Genomic DNA, 19,585 nt, shown 5'->3' on the forward strand with positions numbered 1-19,585 from the left:
TATAGCCAGTCTTTTGTTATAAAAATTTTTAACTGCATTCGTAAATGGGATGTTTCAGATGAAGCGACTGTTTTGTTTGGCTGCGATTGCGGCCGCGTTGTCGGGGCAGAGTGCGATTGCACAAGCTGATGGGGTTGAGTTTTCGGTAGGGCAAACCGGCGAATCGACGATGACCTATCGTTTGGGCGCGCAATTTGATTGGGATAAAAGCTGGTGGCAGACCGGTGTAGGTCGCCTGACCGGTTACTGGAGCGGCGCTTACACCTATTGGGAAGGCGACAAGAATTCCAGCAACAATAGCTTGTCGTTCTCTCCGGTATTCGTTTATGAATTCGCCGGTGACAGCGTGAAGCCTTATGTGGAAGCCGGTATCGGCGGTGCTGTATTCCAGCGCACGGAAGTTGAAGGTAACAAACTGGGCAGCGCCTTTCAGTTCGAAGACCGTATTGGCTTTGGTCTGCGTTTCGCCGGTGGTCATGAAGTGGGCCTGCGCGCGACTCACTACTCCAACGGCGGCATGACCACCAATAACGACGGTATCGAAAGCTACGCTATCCATTACACGATGCCGTTCTAAGTTCTACTGCGACAAGATGCATCGATGTAATCGCAACCAAGCCTGCTCCCGTTGAGGTAGGCAATGTAAATTCTGTAGCAGGACGGTTTGCTGGAGGTGGCGCTCCTGAGCGCGGCACCGCCGGCAAACCTTGCTGCTACAGAGTGATGCCAAGCGTCATAAAACACCGACTTTTATAAATACGCCGTCTCAATCCCTTCCCGCTCGGTGATGCATTCCGGCGAACCCATCTCGAACTCCCTGCAGATCAACGGCCTTCTGTCATAGATCGTGCACATCATCGTGTTGCGATCCAGCGCCGCACACCAGCCATCGTCCAGGCGCAGCATGACTTCGCCGCCCCAGTCGTCGGTATCGATGAAACGCTCCGGTACGCCGGTATCGGTGATCAGCATCACTTCCAGCTGGCAGCAACAAGCCGCGCAGGTGGAACAGGTGACGGCAGACTCTGTGGATTCGACGGGAAGTTGCAGCAGGGGAATGACAGTCATGCGCCGCAGTGTAATGCAGCCAGCCTGCAGTCGGGGGCCTGCCTGACGGGCGTCGGGTTCATGCCGGTCGCCGCTGAGCCAGTCGATCGTTCTGGTGATCACTCATGGTGTTGGGTTTCTGCTTGCCGATGGGGCAGGGATTTGAACGCGGTCAAGGCGCGCTCGCGGCTGGACTTGAGATCGACGATCGGCGCCGGGTAACCTTCGACGCCGAATAAACCGCCCAGTGCTGACGGATCATGGACGTCACGCTTGTTCAGGCCAGCGAGTTCGGGCACCCACTTTTTGATGAAAACACCTTGCGGGTCGAAGCGCTCGGACTGGTTCAGCGGATTGAAGATACGGAAATACGGTGAGGAGTCGGTACCGGTTGAAGAACTCCACTGCCAGCCGCCGTTGTTCGCAGCCAGGTCACCATCGATCAGATGCTGCATGAAGAAGCGTTCGCCTTCGCGCCAGTCGATCAGCAGGTTCTTGGTGAGAAACATTGCTACGATCATTCGCAAACGGTTATGCATCCAGCCGGTTGCCAAAAGTTGACGCATGGCGGCGTCGATGATTGGTAGCCCGGTTCGCCCTTGTTGCCAAGCTTTCAGATCGTCGGGTGCGTGGCGCCACGTCAGCGCTTCTGTTTCCGGGCGGAAGGCACGATGACGTGACACGCGCGGGAAGCCGACCAGCACGTGCTTGTAGAACTCTCGCCACAATAGCTCGTTGATCCAGGTCACCGAGCCAACATTTCCCGTCTCGAACTCGCCATTATTACTGCGTAAAGCAGCATGCAGGCACTGCCGCGCAGACACCACGCCTGCTGCAAGGTACGCCGACAGTTGACTGGTGCCGGGTTTGGCCGGGAAGTCGCGTTCGTCGTTGTAGTAATGGACTGCATCGTCAGTGAAATGCTCCAGACGCTGGCGGGCTTCGTGCTCACCGGCCGGCCAGAGGGCTTTCAACTCCTCGGGCGGCGTCGCGAAACCCTTTACGTACTCGGGCACGTCATCACTTTTAACCTGCAAGGGCGCCTGTTTTTTTGGCAGTCTTACCAGGGCTGGCACCGAGTGATGCAGGCGCCCGTAGCACACCTTGCGAAACTGAGTATAAACCTTGAAATAACCCCCGCTTCTGGTCAGCACGGTGCCCGGTTTAAAGAACAGTTGATCCAGCTGACGAGTGAAGCCAATGCCCTGATCGGCCAGTGCGATCTCGACCGCCCGGTCGCGCTTCTCTTCGTTGACCCCGTATTCCTCGTTGGCGTGAACATGCGTGATACCGTGGCGCTTGCACAGCTCAAGCAAGGCGCTGGGCACTTGGTCCCAAGTGTCGGCCTGCACGATTAGCAGCGGCACATTCAGGGCGTGCAATTCGTTTTTCAGCGCCGAGAGATTGCGCATCCAAAAATCGACTTTGACCGAAGCGTCGTCGTGGCTGAGCCACTGCGCGGGGGTGATCATGTAGACGGCCAGCGCTGGGCCCTGCTCCATCGCAGCGCTCAAGGCCGTGTTGTCATGTACGCGCAGGTCGGTGCGCAACCAGATCAGTTGCATTTTTAAATCCTCAGATGATGTTCAGACGCTGAAGCGCGCTCTGGGCGCGCAAAGGGTCTTCGGCGAGGATAAGCCCGGCAATCTCCTGGACAGAGACGGCTAATTCGGCCGAATGGATGCGTACGGTAGGGCCGATAATCAACTTCGGGCAGTCGATATTGTTCAGCAGGCGTGGCAACTGGCTCAGATTCAACGATTTGCTGGAATACAGCAGCACGGCTCGCGGCTGGAGGTATTCGCAGGCCAGGCTCAATTCGCCGGCAGGCAATGGCCAGTCGAATACTTCCACAGGACAATCGGCGCTACTTACCAGCCAAGCGGTCAGCCATAGGTGGGGCTCCAGTGGCAGATCGGACTGGTTGACCAATAACAGGGGCGTGCCCTTGAGCTGACGGTTGTTATGGTAAAGCCGTGCACCGAACTTGCTGCGCAGCCAGGAATAGAAGAACACGCGCTCCAGTTGCGCGCCGAACTGGCCCTGCCAGCGTTGTTCGAGAGCAGCCAGCAGCGGCAATAACAGCTGTTCGCACAGGGTGCGCGGTGGATACAGCGACATGGCTTGATTAAGGGAGTCATCCAGGCGCCGTTCGCAGAGCGTGGTAATCGCTTCCAGCAAGTTCTGGCGCAGTTGATCCCAGTCGTTTTCCAGGCTTGGCGGCGGGGGCTGCTGGTGATCGATCAGTTGCTTGACCTGGCTCACCGATACCCCGCGATTGAGCCAGGTAAGAATCGTCAACACCCGGTCGACATGGGCCGTGCTGTACAAGCGGTGCCCCTTGGGGGTGCGATGAGGCACGATCAGGCCATAACGCCGTTCCCAGGCGCGCAGGGTTACCGCGTTCACTCCGGTGAGACGGGCGACTTCGCGTATCGGTAACCAGCCTTCTTCGAGAGCGTGAGCGTAGTCCTGCGCTTCATTGAACGGTTCGGAGTGGGTATTTTTCATGTCAGATCGCATTACGCAGGCTTAGGTTTTCCGGATGCGGTTGCAGGTACACCTGCAAGGCGATATAGGGGTCCGGGTGCTGTCGGAAGTGATGCTTGAGCAGAGTCAGCGGTACCACCAACGGAACGATGCCCTCGTGGTACTGATGGATGACCGTCTGGATTTCCTGTTTGTCGGCCCCGCTGATGGTGTCGCGCAGGTAACCGCAAATGTGCTGCAACACATTGGTGTGGGTGCGGCGGGTGGCCGGTTTCTTCAGCGCGCTCATCAGCTCGCTGAAATAGCGCGGTGCGATGTCGGTCAGGTCGTTGCGGCCCATATTGCCCAGCAAATTGCCCAGCGCCTTGTACTGGATCGGGTCGTTGGCCATCAGTTGGTACTTATAGCGAGAGTGAAAGTCGGTCAGCGCACGGCGGGTGATGCCGTCTTTGAGCAGTTGCTGCCATGCGGCATAAGCAAACACGCGGGTGATGAAGTTCTCACGCAGGACCGGGTCATTCAGGCGGCCGTCTTCCTCTACCGGCAGATCCGGCTGGCGGGCGCAGAAGGCCTGGGCATAGATACCGCGTGCTCCACCGTCGAAAGGCGCGCCGTTTTCACGGTAGACCTTGACCCTTTCCAAACCGCAGGAGGGTGATTTCTGCATGAAAATGTAGCCGCAGATATCATCCATCTCGCGAGCCATGTGATTGCCATATTCAGCCAGAGGCTGCGTGACATTCATGTCGGGGCGCACCGTGCCCACTGCCTGGGGATATTCAGGATCGCCCACCAGGCGGATCGTTTCACGGGGAATGCCCATGCCGATGGCGACTTCAGGGCAGGCAGGCACGAAATCGAAGTGTTCGTTCAAGGCTCGAGTCAGCAGGTGCGATTCCTTGTGCCCACCGTTGTACCGAACCTCAACGCCCATCAAGCAGGCGCTGACGCCGAGTTTAGGTTTCGGACGGTGTACCGGCGATTGATCTGGGGTCAGGGGCATGGCAAACCTCGATGAACGTCTTGTACAACTGCATACGGCTGTACAGGTTTCTACTCATCATAGGTTTGGAGTTATACAAGTCAAATGATTTGTATAAGTTTTGTAGCGCGATGCTGAAAAGGTAAGCAGAGCAGACGAGAGGATGGCCCAGTAACGCGGCTGTCAGCGGGCGCAGATTTGTTCAGCGTCCCATGCGGTGTTGTCGTCCCTGCAGGGTGGGTGGGCCGGCATCATTTCCAGCCCATTACCCATTTCTGCTCGTCTTGCAGCAGTTGCCAACTTATCCGTTCATTTCGCTTGGTCAGCACAGCCTGTAGTTCCAGTTCCAGCACTGTGCCTTCTTCATCGCAGTACAGTTCGGTTACCAGAAAATGCTTTTCGCGATTGTGGGGGCATGCTGCCGTCCATTTCGACAGCAGCAGTTTGCGCGGGTTTAGACGGTTCACTTGAGGTGCTCCAGCAGGCGACGTGCAGCCTCCTGACCACTAAGCCAGGCGCCCTCGACGCGGCCCGAAAGGCACCAGTCGCCGCACACATACAGACCCAGATCGGGGTCGGTCAATGCGCCGACTTCCCGCCCGCCCGCCGGTCGTGCATACAGCCAGCGATGGGCGAGGGTGAATGCCGGTGCAGGCACTGCGCAGTTGATAAGCTCGGCAAAGGCGCCGTGAAGATGGTCGATAACCTGTTCCTTGGGCATGTCCAAGTGCTGACGGCTCCAGGCGCTGGTGGCGTGCAACACCCAGGTGTCCATCTTGCTGTCGCGTCCCGGTTTACTGCGATTACGGGCGAACCAATCGATAGGGCTGTCCTGCACGAAACAGCCTTCCAGCGAGGTGTCCAGTGGGGCGTCGAATGCCAAGGCAACAGCCCAGGTCGGTTCCATCTTGACGCCTGCCACCACACTGGCCAGTTTCGGGGCGGCGGCAAGCAACGTGGTTGCCTGCGGGGCGGGGATAGCAATGACTACGTGACTGAACGGGCCGTGGCTGCGGCCATCGGCGTCGAGCAGGCTCCAGTGTTCTTCGCCACGGAAGACTTCGGTAATGCGACACGAGAATGTAACCGGCATATCAGCGAGCATGGCGCGGGTAATGGCGCTCATGCGCGGAGTGCCGACCCAGCGCACTTGCTCGTCCGGAGAAAGGCTCAACCTGCCAGCGTGATAGTTGTAGAGCCTGGGTTTCCATTCAGCGACATGGCCTTCGGCCTGCAATTGCTGAACCGCAGCAGCGAAGCGGCGATCGCGTGCAGTGAAATACTGCGCGCCCATATCCAGAGCGCCCGCATCGCTGCGCTTGCTTGACATGCGTCCGCCGCTGCCACGGCTTTTGTCGAATAGGTGAATGCCATGCCCGGCGGCTTGTAATGCGCGGGCGGCAGAGAGTCCGGCGATACCGGTACCGATGATTGCGATGGGTACAGTCATAGGGGCCTCGTTACCTTGTCTGCACAGACTACGCCGTCGTTAAAACCTGTACAATTCTGTTTTTCGGTATAACTTATCGTCCTTCGACGTGCAGGACGCTGTTCGCCTGGCGATTAACCGTGAGTGTGACGTTTCACCAGAATCGTTCAAATGTGCGAACGGATCAATCGAACGTACACCGCTTGCGTCGTTCTCCAGAGCGTGGCCTACGCTTGGCTCACAAGCGCATTATTTGTGAAGAAATAGACTACTGATTAGCGCTGGACGCCACGCGAGGAATTCACTCATGCACATCTTGCTGACCGGCGGTACGGGCTTGATAGGGCGCCGCCTGTGTCAACACTGGCTCGACCAGGGCCATCAACTGACGGTCTGGAGTCGCAAGCCTGACCAAGTGGCCCGTCTTTGCGGTTCCAGCGTTCGCGGCATCGCCCACCCCGACGACCTGGGCGCCGAACCTGTCGATGCTGTGATTAACCTGGCCGGTGCGCCGATTGCCGACCGTCCCTGGACCCGCAAGCGCAAAATGCTGCTATGGGATAGCCGCATCACCCTCACTGAGCAGTTGATCACCTGGCTCGAACGCCGCGAACAGAAACCCGCCGTGCTGATTTCGGGATCTGCGGTGGGCTGGTACGGCGACGGGGGCGAGCGCGATCTTGACGAGTCCTCGCAGCCTGTCAGCGAAGACTTCGCCAGTCGCTTGTGCATTGCCTGGGAAGAAACTGCCCAGAGAGCCCAGGTCCTGGGGATTCGCGTAGTGCTGCTGCGCACCGGTCTTGTGCTCGCCAGTGAAGGCGGCATGCTGCAGCGCCTGTTGCCGCCCTTCAAACTGGGTATGGGCGGGCCGATCGGCAGCGGACGCCAGTGGATGCCCTGGGTTCATATCGATGATCAAATCGCCGCGATTGATTTTCTGTTGAACCGTGATGATGCTCAGGGTCCTTATAATGCGTGCGCGCCATCACCCGTTCGTAACCGCGATTTCGCCAAGACCCTGGCGGCGATCCTGCACAGGCCGGCGTTCATGCCCATGCCCGCGATCGCTTTGCGCCTTTTGATGGGCGAGCTGTCGATCCTGCTGCTGGGCGGTCAGCGCGCGCACCCTAACCGGCTGCAGGAAGCTGGCTTCATTTTCCGATTCACCGATCTGCACGCGGCCCTGGAAAATCTTTTAGGCCGCCATTGACATCAAGGTGTTGCATGACCGATCACGCGTTGCTGCTGGTTAACCTCGGGTCGCCAGCCTCCACCGAAGTTGCGGATGTTCGCCGCTACCTCAATCAGTTCCTGATGGACCCCTATGTCATTGATCTACCCTGGCCTGTGCGCCGTCTGCTGGTGTCGCTGATCCTGATCAAACGCCCTGAGCAGTCGGCCCATGCCTACGCCTCGATCTGGTGGGACGAGGGCTCGCCGCTGGTGGTGCTGAGCAAGCGTCTGCAGCAGGCCATGACGCAGGAATGGAAGCAGGGACCGGTGGAGTTGGCCATGCGTTACGGCGAGCCTTCGATCGAAACGGTGCTGACGCGTCTGGCCGCCCAGGGCATCCGCAAAATTACCCTGGCCCCGCTCTATCCGCAGTTCGCCGACAGCACCGTGACCACGGTCGTTGAAGAAGCCAGACGTGTGATTCGCGATAAAAAGCTCAGTTTCGAGCTGGCCCTGTTGCCACCCTTCTTCAATCAGCCCGAGTATCTGCAAGCCTTGGTACAGAGCGTTCAGCCCTATCTGGCACAGGATTACGACCACCTGCTGCTGAGCTTTCATGGCCTGCCTGAACGGCACATCACCAAGCTCGACCCGACTGCAAATCACTGCTTCAAGGATGGCGATTGTTGTGCGAAGGCGCCGCCGGAGGTTCTCGCGGTGTGCTACCGCGCGCAGTGCATGCGCTCATCTGCCGAGTTCGCGAGGCTGATGGGTATCCCTGACGGCAAGTGGTCGGTGTCGTTCCAGTCGCGGTTGGGCCGAGCCAAGTGGATCGAACCCTACACTGAAGCTCACCTAGCCGAACTGGCAGGGAAGGGCGTGAAAAAGCTGCTGGTCATGTGCCCTGCGTTCGTTGCCGACTGCATCGAAACGCTGGAGGAGATCGGCGATCGCGGGGCGGAGCAATTCAAGGAAGCGGGCGGCGAGGAACTGGTGCTGATCCCATGCCTCAACGACGACCCGAACTGGGCCAAAGCGTTGAACACGCTGTGCGAACGGGCGCCGGCGATGGTCTGACGTAGCGTTTTTCTTGAGCAGCACGGCTTGCCGCCGGCGCGCCAGCGTTGCCAAGCCGTATTGGAAGAAGGTGTGCTTAAGCATAAAAAAGGGCCTCATCAAGAGGCCCTTCTTTTTAAAAAGCATCAAACTTATGGCAGTTGATCATCCAGGTGCTTGTTCTTCCAGGCGTCGTTGCCTGGCAGGATCAGATTCAGCACGATGGCGGTGACCGCGCACAGCGCAATGCCCTTCATCCCGAAATCATCAGGCCCATTGCCTGTGCCGATCAGTACACCACCGATACCAAACACCAGGGTCACCGAAACAATCACCAGATTGCGCGCTTCGGTCAGGTCGACCTTATGGCGAATCAGCGTGTTCATCCCCACCGCCGCGATGGAACCAAACAGCAGACACAGAATGCCGCCCATCACCGGTACCGGAATGCTTTGCAGCAGTGCGCCGAATTTGCCAATGAATGCCAGGCTGATGGCGAAGATCGCAGCCCAGGTCATGATCTTCGGATTGTAATTCTTGGTCAGCATCACCGCGCCCGTCACCTCGGCATACGTGGTGTTAGGCGGGCCGCCAAAGGCGCCGGCAACCGTCGTGGCAATGCCGTCGCCCAGCAAAGTGCGATGCAGGCCCGGTTTCTTCAGATAGTCACGTCCCGTCACACTGCCGACCGCAATCACCCCACCGATGTGTTCGATCGCTGGCGCCAAGGCTACCGGGACGATGAACAGAATCGCCTGCCAGTTGAACTCCGGCGCGGTGAAGTGCGGAATGTCCAACCACGGCGCTGCTGCAATTTTCGCTACGTCGACTACGCCGAAATAGAACGAAAGGGCAAAGCCCACCAGCACCCCGGAGATGATCGGCACCAGACGGAAGATACCTTTACCGAACACCGCCACGATCAACGTTGTCAACAGGGCTGCCATCGAGATCACGATAGCGGTGTGATACGGGATCAACTCCGCGGCGCCGTCGCCGGTCCGGCCCATCGCCATGTTCGCGGCAATCGGCGCCATTGCCAGACCAATGGAGATGATCACCGGGCCGATCACCACCGGTGGCAGCAGGCGATCGATGAAACCGGTGCCTTTGATCTTCACCGCAAGGCCCAGAAACGTGTAGACAAATCCTGCTGCCATCACCCCACCCATGGTCGCGGCCAGGCCGAACTGGCCCTTGGCGAGAATGATGGGCGTAATAAAGGCGAAGCTCGAAGCCAGAAACACCGGCACCTGACGGCCTGTCACCAGTTGAAAGCACAACGTGCCCAGGCCTGCGGTGAACAGCGCAACGTTAGGATCGAGGCCGGTAATCAGCGGCATCAGCACGAGGGCCCCGAAGGCCACGAACAGCATTTGCGCGCCTGACAGCACGGTACGCCACAGTGGATCGTTGAACTCATCCTGCTTCATCAGGCGTCCTTCTGCTTGGTGCCGAAAATCTTGTCACCGGCATCGCCCAGGCCTGGAATGATGTAGCCGTGTTCGTTCAGGCGCTGGTCGATAGAGGCAGTGTAGAGTTTAACGTCCGGGTGAGCCTTCTCGACCACGTCGATACCTTCCGGTGCAGCGACCAAGACCATGGCGCGGATATCGCGGCAGCCGGCCTTTTTCAACAGGTCAATGGTGGCGACCATCGAGGCACCGGTGGCCAACATCGGGTCGATGATCAGCGCCAGACGCTGGTCAATTTCGGGTGCAAGTTTTTCCAGGTAGGTGTGCGCTTCGAGGGTTTCCTCGTTACGCGCAACACCAACGGCACTGACCTTGGCGCCCGGGATCAGGCTGAGGACCCCTTCCAGCATGCCGATGCCCGCGCGCAGAATCGGCACTACGGTAATCTTCTTGCCAGCGATCTTTTCAACCTGAACGGTTCCGGCCCAACCCTGAATATCATAGGTTTCCAGCGGCAGGTCCTTGGTCGCCTCATAGGTCAGCAGCGAGCCGACTTCCTGCGCCAGTTCACGGAAATTCTTGGTGCTGATATCAGCGCGGCGCATGAGACCGAGCTTGTGACGGATCAGCGGATGGCGGATCTCACGAATGGGCATAAAGGAAAGGCTCCAGCGGGCGGGCAAAAAAAACGGCTTAGATTAATCTATTCAGCTGTTACTTGTCTTACCGGTGAGGTTCGCGTTTCTTACATTAATTGGGACGCAGCGTCTTTACGATAATGTCGGCGGGCGAAGCGGCGTTATAAAACAGCTGAGCAATGGTCATTGACCTCTATCGAATCCGGAGTCCAAATGAGCGTTCCGAGCCTGTTTCTTGCGCCGCATGGGCCAGCACCGCTACTGGCCGTGGAGGCTCTGTGCAACGTTAGTCCAGAAAAACTTGCCCTGATGGAAACGGATGCGTACCTTTGCCCGCTTTTCCTTAAACAGCCCCCTGGAGCGCGCCATGTCCGCCGATCTCGAGCATATCCGTCAAGTCATGCGCGAGGCTGACTGCCTCTACACCAACGACGAAGTCGAGGCATCGATCGCCCGCGTTGGCGAACAAATCAACGGCGTACTGGCCGACCGCAACCCGGTGGTCTTTTGCGTGATGAATGGCGGCCTGATCTTCGCAGGCAAACTGCTTACGCACCTTAACTTCCCCCTCGAAGCGTCGTACCTGCACGCGACCCGTTATCGTAATCAGACCAGCGGCGGCGAGCTGTTCTGGAAAGCCAAGCCAGAAGTCTCGTTCATCGATCGCGACGTGTTGATCATCGACGACATTCTTGACGAAGGTCACACCCTGGGCGCCATTATCGACTTCTGCAAACATGCAGGCGCCCGCGCAGTGCACACTGCCGTGCTGATAGACAAGGATCATGACCGCAAGGCGCGCCCTGACCTGAAAGCGGATTTCGTCGGCCTGCCGTGCATCGACCGCTACATCTTCGGTTATGGCATGGATTACAAAGGCTACTGGCGTAATGCGGCCGGGATTTTTGCCGTAAAAGGCATGTGATCGCGCGCATATTCACGCCGTAGCAACCTGTCTAACGACGCCAGCGGGGACGCTGGCGCAGGCAAGCCGTGCCACTAGAGATGCCATGTCGTTAGACGCAGTGCGTGAGCACGGCTTTTCACGTGCTAGAGTGCTTTCCACTTTTTTCGGGAGGCGCCCATGAGGTTATCGTTTCGTAGTAAAGCTGCGTTGATGTTGCTGTTGGCCCTGCCGCTTCCCGCACTCGCTGAACCCATGCATGCTCAATATCTGCCGCCGGACGAGTTGTCCGTGCGTGAAGGCGAGCCTGAGCAGCAGCAACTGCTGCAGGTCACCGATTACACAATCGTCGCTGGCAGCCAGCGCCAGTCGAACCAGCAACCCATTCCCGTCACCTCTCCGCTGAGCCTGCGCCTCAAAGGCAAGCCCATGAACAAGGGCGCGACCATTTCCGAGGTGATGATTCATTTCGATGGCGAAAGCAAAAGCCTGAAAAAGCCGGCTTATGATGAGCCCAGCCGAACCCTGACCTTGTATTACCCGGCAAGCCAATACCGCGTGCTGATCGATCTGCTGCGCAGCGAGAAGGTTTATTGCCAGTTCCTCAGTTATGCCAATGGACACGTCTGGGCCGACCTGCACACCGCCAGCGTACGCGCGCGTTGAGCCCGCAGCCGGGCGGAGGGTAAACTGCCTGCCCGTGAAATGTCCCGCGAAGTCAGTTGGAGTCAGCAATGCGTAAAGATAAGAAGCAGGTGATTGGCGATGAGATCGGCGATGCCCAGATCAAATTGTTCCTGGATTTCGAGCCGGTCGATGCGACTTCCCCGTCGCTGCATAAACTGATCAAGGCCTATCGCGGCCTGCGCGTTGATGATTTCGAACGATTTCTGGGGTTCTTCAAGCAAGCTGGCTACGATCTGGATGGCAAGGACGAACACGGCAACTCATTCGTCGAACTTATCAAAGACCAGCGCAATTCGCAGGAATACATTGAGTTGGTTAATAAGTCTCGAGGCTGATTAAGTCTAGCGGTGCCTGGCGACGGGCACTTGAGATCCAATCTGCAGCTTCACTCCATAGAATGGCCTCGATTACATCTGTTTCAGAAATTTCCTGCACTTCCCATCTATAACTTCACTGCATTCAAATTTTCTGTTCGATTCATACTCCTGGTGCGCATGTTTGCGTGACTAATGGATGTTTTGTCGAAATGGAATTCTATGATGAATAAATATATCTCTCCCGTTGCCTCGCTGGTACTCCTTACACTGTGTGCCAGCTGGACGCAGGCTGCAGACCCGTTGAAATTCGATGTTACCCTCGTGAACGAGACCCGGGAGGATCTTAAACTCACCGCAGCGACCTGGCCCTTGGGCAGTTTCAATGCGACTGACTACATGATTCCCAAGCATCATACCGGAGCATTTCGCGTGCATGTGTGGGACGAGCGCAAAGGCAGGATCAATTTCAAATACAGCACGGGCGAGAAGACCTGCCGTTTTTCCGGGGGCCTTGGCGTGCGGCGGATGGGGGCATGGATCATATCCCGTTACGAAGTCTATACCTGGTCAAAGGCGAGCTCTGTGGGCAACTTTCACGCTGTCTGCCTTGCCAGTATCGTAAAAAAGGCCGAAGGAAAGGGCTACGATATTCGAGTGTCCATGAAATAACCGGCGTGTCTGAAATTGAGGATGCGCAGGTTTATTAACGATACGTGCAGGTTCTAACAATACCGCTGAAATGGAATTCAAATTATGTATGGAAAAATACTGATCACCGTCATGTCAACATTGTTTATATGCGGCGCTCACGCTTCGCAGACAATGGTTTTTAACGGCCAGATCAAGAACTTTCTTAGCCGCCCCGTACAGCTGCTGTCGCCCAGTTGGGACGTAGGGAACTTCCCGGAAGATGAACTGGTGGTCGATCCCAAGGGACACATTAAATTCAACTTTCCTGCTCACGCCTACCGCGGTGCAGTGAAGTTTGTGCTGTCGACCGGTCGTACAAAGGGCGAAGTGGCCTGTTTGTACGACGTCAAATACGGTACTCAGAGTTATGTGAGAGGTGCAGTGACGCTGACAGGCCCGCGCGCAACGCTCCAGGCATCGAGCGCAGGCAAGAGGCAAGCCGATTGCTCTTTGAAGCTGGATAACTGGGACTACGAAAGAAGCATGGATATGCGTTTTGTCATCCGACGTTCACCCGCCTGAACTGACTGCGCTCAGCAAGCCGATCTACTGAGCGGGTGCGTGTCGGCAATCAATAAAGGGATTCAAGATGACCAAAGTACAACGATTTATAAGCGGCACGATGCTGCTAATAGCGACGATGTTCACTGCTCTGCTGGCTCAGGCCGCATACCCCAAAAAAATGGATGTAACCGTGGAGATGTGGAATGACTCGGGCGCCGATCTCTACCTGGTAGCAGCATCCTGGTTGCCGTTGCGCACTGACTTTTCAGGTGCTGTCATGCCGCATGACTTCCCAACGACATCGTTCGGTTTAGCATTAAAAAACCCACGTAACGATCGGGCTCTAATGCGCATGAGAGACGGTGCGCGAGAATGCGAGTTCACATTAGGCCATAAGGCAACGTTCTCATGGTTTAGCCTGGACCCGTCGCCAGAAAAGTTCGCCAGCGCGCGTTCTTCAGGCGCCGTGGCGGCGCAGTGCAGCGCGTCGGTCATCAAAGGCCGTCGGTCCATGACCGCCTACACGGTACGCTTCAAAATGGGCTGACTGCCTTTCAGAAACTGAAAGCCCCGCTGCGTGGGCGGGGCTTTCAGTTTTTCACCGATTCAAAACATTTTCTGAATCAGGCGAAGCTTGCCGTCGGACTGTTTGAAACCAGATCCAGGCTCTCATCGCTTTCGGCACTGACACGCTGATACAGCTGCGCGTCGGTTTCCAGCGCTTTCTCCCGAGCCGGGAAGATTTCATTGAGCTTGGCGGCCCATTGCGTTTTGGCTTTTTCCGGGAAGCAGCGTTCGATCAGGTCGAGCATGATCGAAACGGTCACCGAGGCCCCTGGAGAGGCTCCCAGCAATGCTGCGAGGGAACCATCCTTCGCCGAAACCAGTTCGGTGCCGAATTGCAGGACACCGCCTTTCTTCGGGTCTTTCTTGATGATTTGCACGCGCTGGCCGGCTACCTCCAGGCGCCAGTCCTCGGCTTTGGCCTGCGGGTAGAAACGACGCAGGGCTTCCAGACGTTGCTCCATGGACTGCCGCACTTCGCTGATCAGGTACTTCGTCAGGTCCATGTTGTCCCGAGCCACGGCCAGCATTGGCGCAATGTTGGCGGCGCGGATTGACAGCGGCAGGTCCATGAGTGAGCCGTGCTTGAGGAACTTGGTGGTGAAACCGGCATACGGGCCGAACAGCAGTGAGGTTTTGCCGTCGACAACGCGAGTGTCAAGGTGCGGCACCGACATCGGTGGCGAGCCTACCGCCGCCTGGCTGTAGACCTTGGCCTGATGCTGCCTGACCACGTCGGGGTTGTCGCATCGCAGCCACTGCCCGCTCACCGGGAAGCCGCCGAAACCTTTGCCTTCCTCGATGCCGGACATTTGCAGCAGCGGCAGTGCCGCGCCACCTGCGCCCAGGAACACGAATTTGGCGTCGATCTCACGCGTGCCGCCGCTGTTGACGTCCTTGATGGTCACGCTCCAGCCAGCGCCTTTACGGGCAAGGCCAGTGACGCGCTTGCAGTACTTGACCTGCGCATCGGGTGCACTGGAGAGGTGCTTGAGCAGCATGTTGGTCAGGTTGCCGAAGTTGACGTCGGTACCGTGCATGACGCGCGTCGCAGCAATCGGTTCGTCAGCCGGACGTCCCGGCATCATGAGCGGCATCCACTCAGCGAGCCTGACTTTGTCTTCGGTGTATTCCATGGACGCGAAGGCGTGGTGCTTGTGCAGCGCCTCGTAGCGTTTTTTCAGGTACACCATGCCTTTTTCGCCCTGCACGAAGCTCAGGTGCGGGACCGGTGTAATGAATGAACGCGAAGAACCGAAGGTGCCTTTGCGGGCGAGGTAGGCCCAGAACTGCTTCGAGACCTCGAACTGGGTATTGATGTGAATTGCTTTTTTGGTGTCGATCGAGCCATCGGCCGCTTCCGGCGTGTAGTTCAGCTCGCACAAGCCGGCATGGCCGGTACCTGCGTTGTTCCAGGGGTTGGAACTCTCCGCGGCACCGGAGTCCATCAGCTCGACAACCTCGATCGTGAGGCTCGGGTCGAGCTCCTTGAGCAGTACGGCGAGGGTGGCACTCATGATGCCTGCCCCGACCAGTACTACGTCGACTGCTTCGTTATGCGCCATTAACGCGTCTCCAAAAAATCTGCAGCACCAAATTGACGGCATGGGTTCCCGAGGTCAGTTGCCGGGGGGCGGGCGGCGCGTTTTCGCGCAGTGCCTCGTACCACCCGGCCGGGAGCGTCATGTCCGATTCTTCGCAATTTTTTGCATTTCAGCGCACGCCTTGAGAGGGCCTGGTCGATGCTTTTGTAGAAAGCATGAACTCATTTTTCGGCCCAGACAGCCATTCGACCATCGTCAAGACGTGCGGTCATGCAACCAAATCCGTAGTGGACAGGCTTCAGGCTCTGGTTGTGGAGGCTGCGCTGCGGTCGGTCCTGTGCAAGGGGGCTGGGTCAGACGCTAACGGTGCATTTACAAACGCGTAACTATTCATTTGCTTGCCACACTCTTGTGAAGTTGTGAAAACCCGTTTTTTCACGCTCTTTTGGAGACGCGAACCTCAAAAAAGGGGCTGCGCGATGGCAGCTCCGACAGATCAGGTTCGAACTCAATGTGGGCCATGGTGGGTGCGAAAGGTTCGAGCGAGTCGAGGTTTTTCACGCCTGCAAAGCGGCCACACCGGGTTGCACATGTCTGTGTGGAAGGCTCTCTGTGGGCGATACGGAGGAGCTGATACCCGGTATCAGCGGTGCTGCGAGGCCCGATCAGGAGACGTCCTTATAATCGGGGGAAGATTATAGCGATGAAACGCGCAGAAATGATCCAGAAAAAATGACTTTTATTCGCTATCCGGTCAGATGCCGAGCAATTGCCGGTCGCTAATCGAACCTATCGTCAAACTGACACGGGCATCGGCAGGCAGAGGCTGGTGCAGCCAGCTCAGATTTGGTTTGCTGATTTCCACCCATCCGTGGCCGCGCGGCGCCTTGGGGCAGTGCCTGAACGACAGACAAATACCCTGTGCGTCCAGACAGGCGTAATAACGGTGATGCCTTTGCGGTGAGAATAAGGACCAGAGAAAGTGCACAGCGAGCGCTCCGGGTTTGGGCTGTCGTGAAAGTATGTCGGACGGTGATGACATCGCCGTGACGTTGCGGTTTCTGGCTAACGTCAAAAAGGCGCATGGGTGGTGCAGCGATGATCTGGGCCACCGGCCTGACCGGGAACGCGAGGAGCGGCACTTTGTCGTATCTTTACGCTAGTGAGCGGCCTCGGGAGGTCGTTATACTGCCGCACAATTTGTGCCTTGGCCCATGGAGAGATGAGCATGTTGCGTCGTGTTTTGTTCGGTTTGCTAGCAGTCGGCAGTCTGACGCTGGTGGGATGTGCCCACAGTCCGCAATCACTTAACCCGCAACCCAAGCTGAATGCCCAACTGACGGCTGTCGGGCACGGCCAGCAAGTGGTGGTGCGAGTCGTTGACGGTCGCCCTTCGCCGACCCTCGGCACCCGTGGCGGTCTGTACCCTGAAACCAGTTCGATCAGCGTTGACGGGCAGCAGTTGGTTCCGCAGCTCCAGGCCCAGGCCGAAGCGGCTGTGCGCCTGCTGGGTTTTACCCCGGTTCAAGGGGGCAACGGTCCTCAGTTGACGGTCACCCTTGCGGACTTGAAATATCAGTCGCCCAAGGAAGGCCTGTACGTGACCGAGGCGAGCATCAGCTCGACTTTCCGCGCTGATGTCCAGAACAACGGCCGCAGCTATAGCGGGCGTTACGCCGCTTCCCTGGATCAGCGCTTCGGTATGGCGCCGAACGAGGAAACCAACACCAAGCTCATCGGCGATGTTCTTAGTGATGCATTGACCCGCGTTTTCCAGGATCAGACCATCGGCCGTACGTTAGGCCAGTAATCGAGCATTCGACCGAGCCCTGGCATCGAGAGATGTCAGGGCTTTTTTGTGCGCCATGATTCGGGGCCCGTGACAGATCGCCGGGGTGGGCGTGCAGGAGGGGAGCTTTGGTCGTCTGCGGGGCTCATGAAGCGCTGCGCCGTGACCGGTTCAGGTGACGTTAAGGTGACAGGCGATACCGTGCTCGGCAGACCCACCGAATCCGCGGCGCTCCTATGCCGCACTATCGAGGCTCCATGTCGCTCATTCAGCATTCCCCCGGGATGATCATCAATCTGTTCGCGCTGCTGGCGGCGGGTCCCGGTGTCTGGGTGCTGCACACCACACGCAGTCACGAGCAGCGCGAGACCAAGCATCTCAACCACCTCACCGCACAGGCACCGATCGATGAGCCGATGCACCTGATGGACGTGTCGACGTTGCGCATGATTCGCCAGAGTTACCGGCTCGGGAGCGCGTGCCTGGCATTTGCGCTGCTGTTGTCGTGGGTGAGCACGAAAATCTGATGCGGCCGCGGATCGTTGAACGCGCGAAGGTTGGCGTGGGGCGATGCAAAACGGCGCGTATCAGGCGCCGTTTTGCATTCGCTGGTTAAAGTGCCAGCCCCGCCTTGACCCGATACTGATTACGCACCGGCGTCGCGTACTGCAGCACCAGATACGGACGATGCTCTTCGGGGCAGCCATCCAGCCGTCTTTGCCATTCGTCCTGCGCGCGTTCCAGCTCATCGGCCGCGAACACCTCGGCGGCGGTCGGCACGTTCAGGCTAGGATCAGCATCGGTCCATTGCGCGTACGCCAGATAGTGCACGGGGAACAGGCGATAACCGCCGAGGATCTGCCGGTCCATTTGCGCCGCTAACTGCTTGGTGTCTTCAAACATTTCAGTAATCGGCGGTGCGAAGTTCACGTGCACCCGCCCCTTGTAACCGGTGATACCCAACGCGATGCTGACGTCGTCCTCGCCGGCTACCTTGGTGTAGCCGCCGGTGGTGGCTCGGATATACAGCTCGCGGGCCTTGGCATGGTCGCAGGGATCGTATTCGTAGCTGATCGATACCGGGGTCAGGTTCAGCGACTGAATGACTTCGCCGAACGGTTCATCCTTGCGGCTCATGTGGAACATCTTGAGGATCGCCGACTCAGTACGATCGTCGCCGTCCTTGGCGCGACCTTCGGCCTGGGCAATCCAGATCGACTGGCAGTCGTTGCGGATCGAGTGGTTGATGTAGGCCGACAGCAACTGATAAGCCGCCATCTTTTCCCGGCGTCCGGTGATCGAGCGATGCACGATGAAGCTCTTGTTCAATCGCATCAGATCGCTGACGAAGGGCTTCTGCAACAGGTTGTCGCCAATGGCGATACGCGGTGTCGGCAGGCCTGCGTGGTAAACCGCGTAGTTGACGAACGCCGGGTCCATCACGATGTCCCGGTGGTTGGCCAGGAACAGATAGGCCACGCCCGACTTGAACTGCTCCACGCCGGTGTAGGTCACACCATCTGTGGCACGTTCGATCGTATGGTCCACGTAATGTTCGACCTTGTCCTGCAACGCCGCGACCGAATCGATGCCAGCGAACTGGCGGCGCAGTTTGCGGGCGATTGCCGGCTGCAGGATCCAGCCCAATGTGCCAGCCAGGCGTGGAAATCGGAAGTGCGTCAGGATAGCGAGGAAGGCCTTGTCACCCAGCAGCCGATTGAGTACGGCTTTCACTTCGCTGTCGTCGTACGGTCGGATGGCATCGAATTCGCCCATCATGCTCTCTTGTTGGAAACGGCTAGGGTAATGGCAGGTCGAGCTGGAGTTGAGAATGAAAACCCGGCCTGCGAACAAGTCAGCGATTATACGCAAAACTGAACTCGGAGACTGTGATGCACGATATACAACCTGCAGCGCCTTACGAGTGCCCCTACTGCGGCGAGTCGGGGGAAACCGTGCTGGATCTTTCGGAAGGTGACAATCATTTCATCGAAGACTGCCACGTGTGCTGTCGCCCGATCGAATTTCACCTTGAAACCAATGGTGAGCAATGGGATTTGGAAGTTCGTGCCGAGAACGAATGATGCGCAGAATCTATGAGCCGGAAAACATGATGGAAGGCGAGCTGCTGCAGTCGATGCTCGCCAGCGAAGGCATCGACTCGCACATCACTGGCCGTCATCTGCTGGGCGGCGTCGGCGAGCTGCCAGTGTTCGGGCTGCTCGGGCTTGCAGTGAACGACGATCAGGCTGAGCGGGCGCGGCAACTGATCACTGAGTACAATGGCGCTTTTGTGTTGTCTGGCGAGGAGCCGGACAGTTACCCCGATGTGTTGTTGTGCTGAAACCGGTGCGGC

At 57.8% G+C, this 19,585-nt stretch carries 23 protein-coding genes; 13 read left to right on the forward strand and 10 right to left on the reverse strand.

Going from position 1 to position 19,585, the window contains the following annotated elements:
* The first annotated feature begins 58 nt into the window (after positions 1-58).
* A complete protein-coding gene (locus tag B3I26_RS11830; protein ID WP_296257865.1) occupies positions 59-577 on the forward strand; it encodes an acyloxyacyl hydrolase in 519 nt (172 codons plus the stop codon).
* 173 nt (positions 578-750) lie between these two features.
* Here the strand turns inward: B3I26_RS11830 and B3I26_RS11835 are convergent, their stop codons facing one another.
* From B3I26_RS11835 to B3I26_RS11860, 6 genes are all read right to left on the reverse strand, one after another.
* Positions 751-1,068: a YkgJ family cysteine cluster protein gene (locus B3I26_RS11835; protein WP_296257916.1), complete on the reverse strand. Its 318-nt coding sequence runs from the start codon at positions 1,066-1,068 to the stop codon at positions 751-753.
* Positions 1,069-1,166: 98 nt separating this feature from the next.
* Positions 1,167-2,612: a deoxyribodipyrimidine photo-lyase gene (gene phrB / locus B3I26_RS11840; protein WP_296257866.1), complete on the reverse strand. Its 1,446-nt coding sequence runs from the start codon at positions 2,610-2,612 to the stop codon at positions 1,167-1,169.
* A gap of 10 nt (positions 2,613-2,622) precedes the next feature.
* Complete coding sequence (locus B3I26_RS11845; protein ID WP_296257867.1) at positions 2,623-3,558, reverse strand: MerR family transcriptional regulator; 936 nt, start codon at positions 3,556-3,558, stop codon at positions 2,623-2,625.
* Position 3,559: 1 nt separating this feature from the next.
* The gene (locus B3I26_RS11850) at positions 3,560-4,540 is read right to left on the reverse strand and encodes a YbgA family protein (protein ID WP_296257868.1); all 981 of its coding nucleotides are present in this window, start codon (positions 4,538-4,540) and stop codon (positions 3,560-3,562) included.
* A gap of 230 nt (positions 4,541-4,770) precedes the next feature.
* Complete coding sequence (locus tag B3I26_RS11855; protein ID WP_296257869.1) at positions 4,771-4,986, reverse strand: TIGR02450 family Trp-rich protein; 216 nt, start codon at positions 4,984-4,986, stop codon at positions 4,771-4,773.
* Complete coding sequence (locus B3I26_RS11860; RefSeq protein ID WP_296257870.1) at positions 4,983-5,969, reverse strand: NAD(P)/FAD-dependent oxidoreductase; 987 nt, start codon at positions 5,967-5,969, stop codon at positions 4,983-4,985. Before B3I26_RS11860 ends, B3I26_RS11855 begins: the two co-directional genes overlap by 4 nt.
* Positions 5,970-6,255: 286 nt before the next feature.
* On the opposite strand from B3I26_RS11860, the gene B3I26_RS11865 reads away from it, so the two are divergent.
* Both B3I26_RS11865 and hemH read left to right on the forward strand, forming a co-directional pair.
* Positions 6,256-7,158, forward strand: a complete 903-nt coding sequence (locus B3I26_RS11865; protein WP_296257871.1) for a TIGR01777 family oxidoreductase — start codon at positions 6,256-6,258, stop codon at positions 7,156-7,158.
* 14 nt (positions 7,159-7,172) lie between these two features.
* The gene (gene hemH / locus B3I26_RS11870) at positions 7,173-8,198 is read left to right on the forward strand and encodes a ferrochelatase (protein WP_296257872.1); all 1,026 of its coding nucleotides are present in this window, start codon (positions 7,173-7,175) and stop codon (positions 8,196-8,198) included.
* A 131-nt stretch (positions 8,199-8,329) separates the two neighbouring features.
* Here the strand turns inward: hemH and B3I26_RS11875 are convergent, their stop codons facing one another.
* Both B3I26_RS11875 and upp read right to left on the reverse strand, forming a co-directional pair.
* The gene (locus B3I26_RS11875) at positions 8,330-9,610 is read right to left on the reverse strand and encodes a uracil-xanthine permease family protein (protein WP_296257873.1); all 1,281 of its coding nucleotides are present in this window, start codon (positions 9,608-9,610) and stop codon (positions 8,330-8,332) included.
* A complete protein-coding gene (upp, locus tag B3I26_RS11880) occupies positions 9,610-10,248 on the reverse strand; it encodes a uracil phosphoribosyltransferase (RefSeq protein WP_296257874.1) in 639 nt (212 codons plus the stop codon). The genes B3I26_RS11875 and upp overlap by 1 nt, the downstream gene beginning before the upstream one ends.
* A 349-nt stretch (positions 10,249-10,597) precedes the next feature.
* Here upp and B3I26_RS11885 point away from each other — a divergent pair, with 349 nt between their 5' ends.
* The 6 genes from B3I26_RS11885 to B3I26_RS11910 all read left to right on the forward strand — a co-directional run bounded on the left by B3I26_RS11885 (position 10,598) and on the right by B3I26_RS11910 (position 13,879).
* Entirely contained in the window at positions 10,598-11,155 is a 558-nt protein-coding gene (locus B3I26_RS11885) for a hypoxanthine-guanine phosphoribosyltransferase (RefSeq protein WP_296257875.1), read from the forward strand.
* 159 nt (positions 11,156-11,314) lie between these two features.
* Complete coding sequence (locus B3I26_RS11890) at positions 11,315-11,800, forward strand: hypothetical protein (protein ID WP_409522051.1); 486 nt, start codon at positions 11,315-11,317, stop codon at positions 11,798-11,800.
* A 68-nt stretch (positions 11,801-11,868) separates the two neighbouring features.
* Complete coding sequence (locus tag B3I26_RS11895; RefSeq protein WP_296257876.1) at positions 11,869-12,156, forward strand: PA4642 family protein; 288 nt, start codon at positions 11,869-11,871, stop codon at positions 12,154-12,156.
* Positions 12,157-12,360: 204 nt separating this feature from the next.
* The gene (locus tag B3I26_RS11900; RefSeq protein ID WP_296257877.1) at positions 12,361-12,807 is read left to right on the forward strand and encodes a hypothetical protein; all 447 of its coding nucleotides are present in this window, start codon (positions 12,361-12,363) and stop codon (positions 12,805-12,807) included.
* An 84-nt stretch (positions 12,808-12,891) separates the two neighbouring features.
* Positions 12,892-13,350 (forward strand): hypothetical protein, encoded by a 459-nt coding sequence (locus tag B3I26_RS11905; protein ID WP_296257878.1) that lies wholly within the window; start codon positions 12,892-12,894, stop codon positions 13,348-13,350.
* Between the two features lie 67 nt (positions 13,351-13,417).
* Complete coding sequence (locus B3I26_RS11910) at positions 13,418-13,879, forward strand: hypothetical protein (protein WP_296257879.1); 462 nt, start codon at positions 13,418-13,420, stop codon at positions 13,877-13,879.
* Positions 13,880-13,955: 76 nt separating this feature from the next.
* On the opposite strand, the gene mqo is transcribed toward B3I26_RS11910, so the two are convergent.
* Positions 13,956-15,461, reverse strand: coding sequence for a malate dehydrogenase (quinone) (mqo, locus tag B3I26_RS11915; protein ID WP_296257880.1), 1,506 nt, complete (start codon positions 15,459-15,461; stop codon positions 13,956-13,958).
* Positions 15,462-16,668: 1,207 nt separating this feature from the next.
* Between mqo and B3I26_RS11925 the strand changes: the two genes are divergently transcribed.
* Both B3I26_RS11925 and B3I26_RS11930 read left to right on the forward strand, forming a co-directional pair.
* Positions 16,669-17,250, forward strand: a complete 582-nt coding sequence (locus tag B3I26_RS11925; protein ID WP_296257882.1) for a YajG family lipoprotein — start codon at positions 16,669-16,671, stop codon at positions 17,248-17,250.
* Positions 17,251-17,486: 236 nt separating this feature from the next.
* Positions 17,487-17,756, forward strand: coding sequence for a hypothetical protein (locus tag B3I26_RS11930; RefSeq protein ID WP_296257883.1), 270 nt, complete (start codon positions 17,487-17,489; stop codon positions 17,754-17,756).
* 85 nt (positions 17,757-17,841) lie between these two features.
* On the opposite strand, the gene B3I26_RS11935 is transcribed toward B3I26_RS11930, so the two are convergent.
* On the reverse strand, positions 17,842-19,005 hold the full coding sequence (locus tag B3I26_RS11935; RefSeq protein WP_296257884.1) for a 1-acyl-sn-glycerol-3-phosphate acyltransferase: 1,164 nt from the start codon (positions 19,003-19,005) through the stop codon (positions 17,842-17,844).
* Positions 19,006-19,121: 116 nt separating this feature from the next.
* Here B3I26_RS11935 and B3I26_RS11940 point away from each other — a divergent pair, with 116 nt between their 5' ends.
* Together B3I26_RS11940 and B3I26_RS11945 are read left to right on the forward strand one after the other, a co-directional pair.
* Positions 19,122-19,313, forward strand: a complete 192-nt coding sequence (locus B3I26_RS11940; protein WP_296257885.1) for a CPXCG motif-containing cysteine-rich protein — start codon at positions 19,122-19,124, stop codon at positions 19,311-19,313.
* The gene (locus B3I26_RS11945; RefSeq protein ID WP_296257919.1) at positions 19,313-19,573 is read left to right on the forward strand and encodes a DUF2007 domain-containing protein; all 261 of its coding nucleotides are present in this window, start codon (positions 19,313-19,315) and stop codon (positions 19,571-19,573) included. The genes B3I26_RS11940 and B3I26_RS11945 overlap by 1 nt, the downstream gene beginning before the upstream one ends.
* The last annotated feature ends 12 nt before the right edge of the window (positions 19,574-19,585 follow it).

The sequence above is a fragment of the Pseudomonas sp. UBA5706 genome (genome assembly GCF_002419965.1).
Lineage (GTDB): Bacteria > Pseudomonadota > Gammaproteobacteria > Pseudomonadales > Pseudomonadaceae > Aquipseudomonas.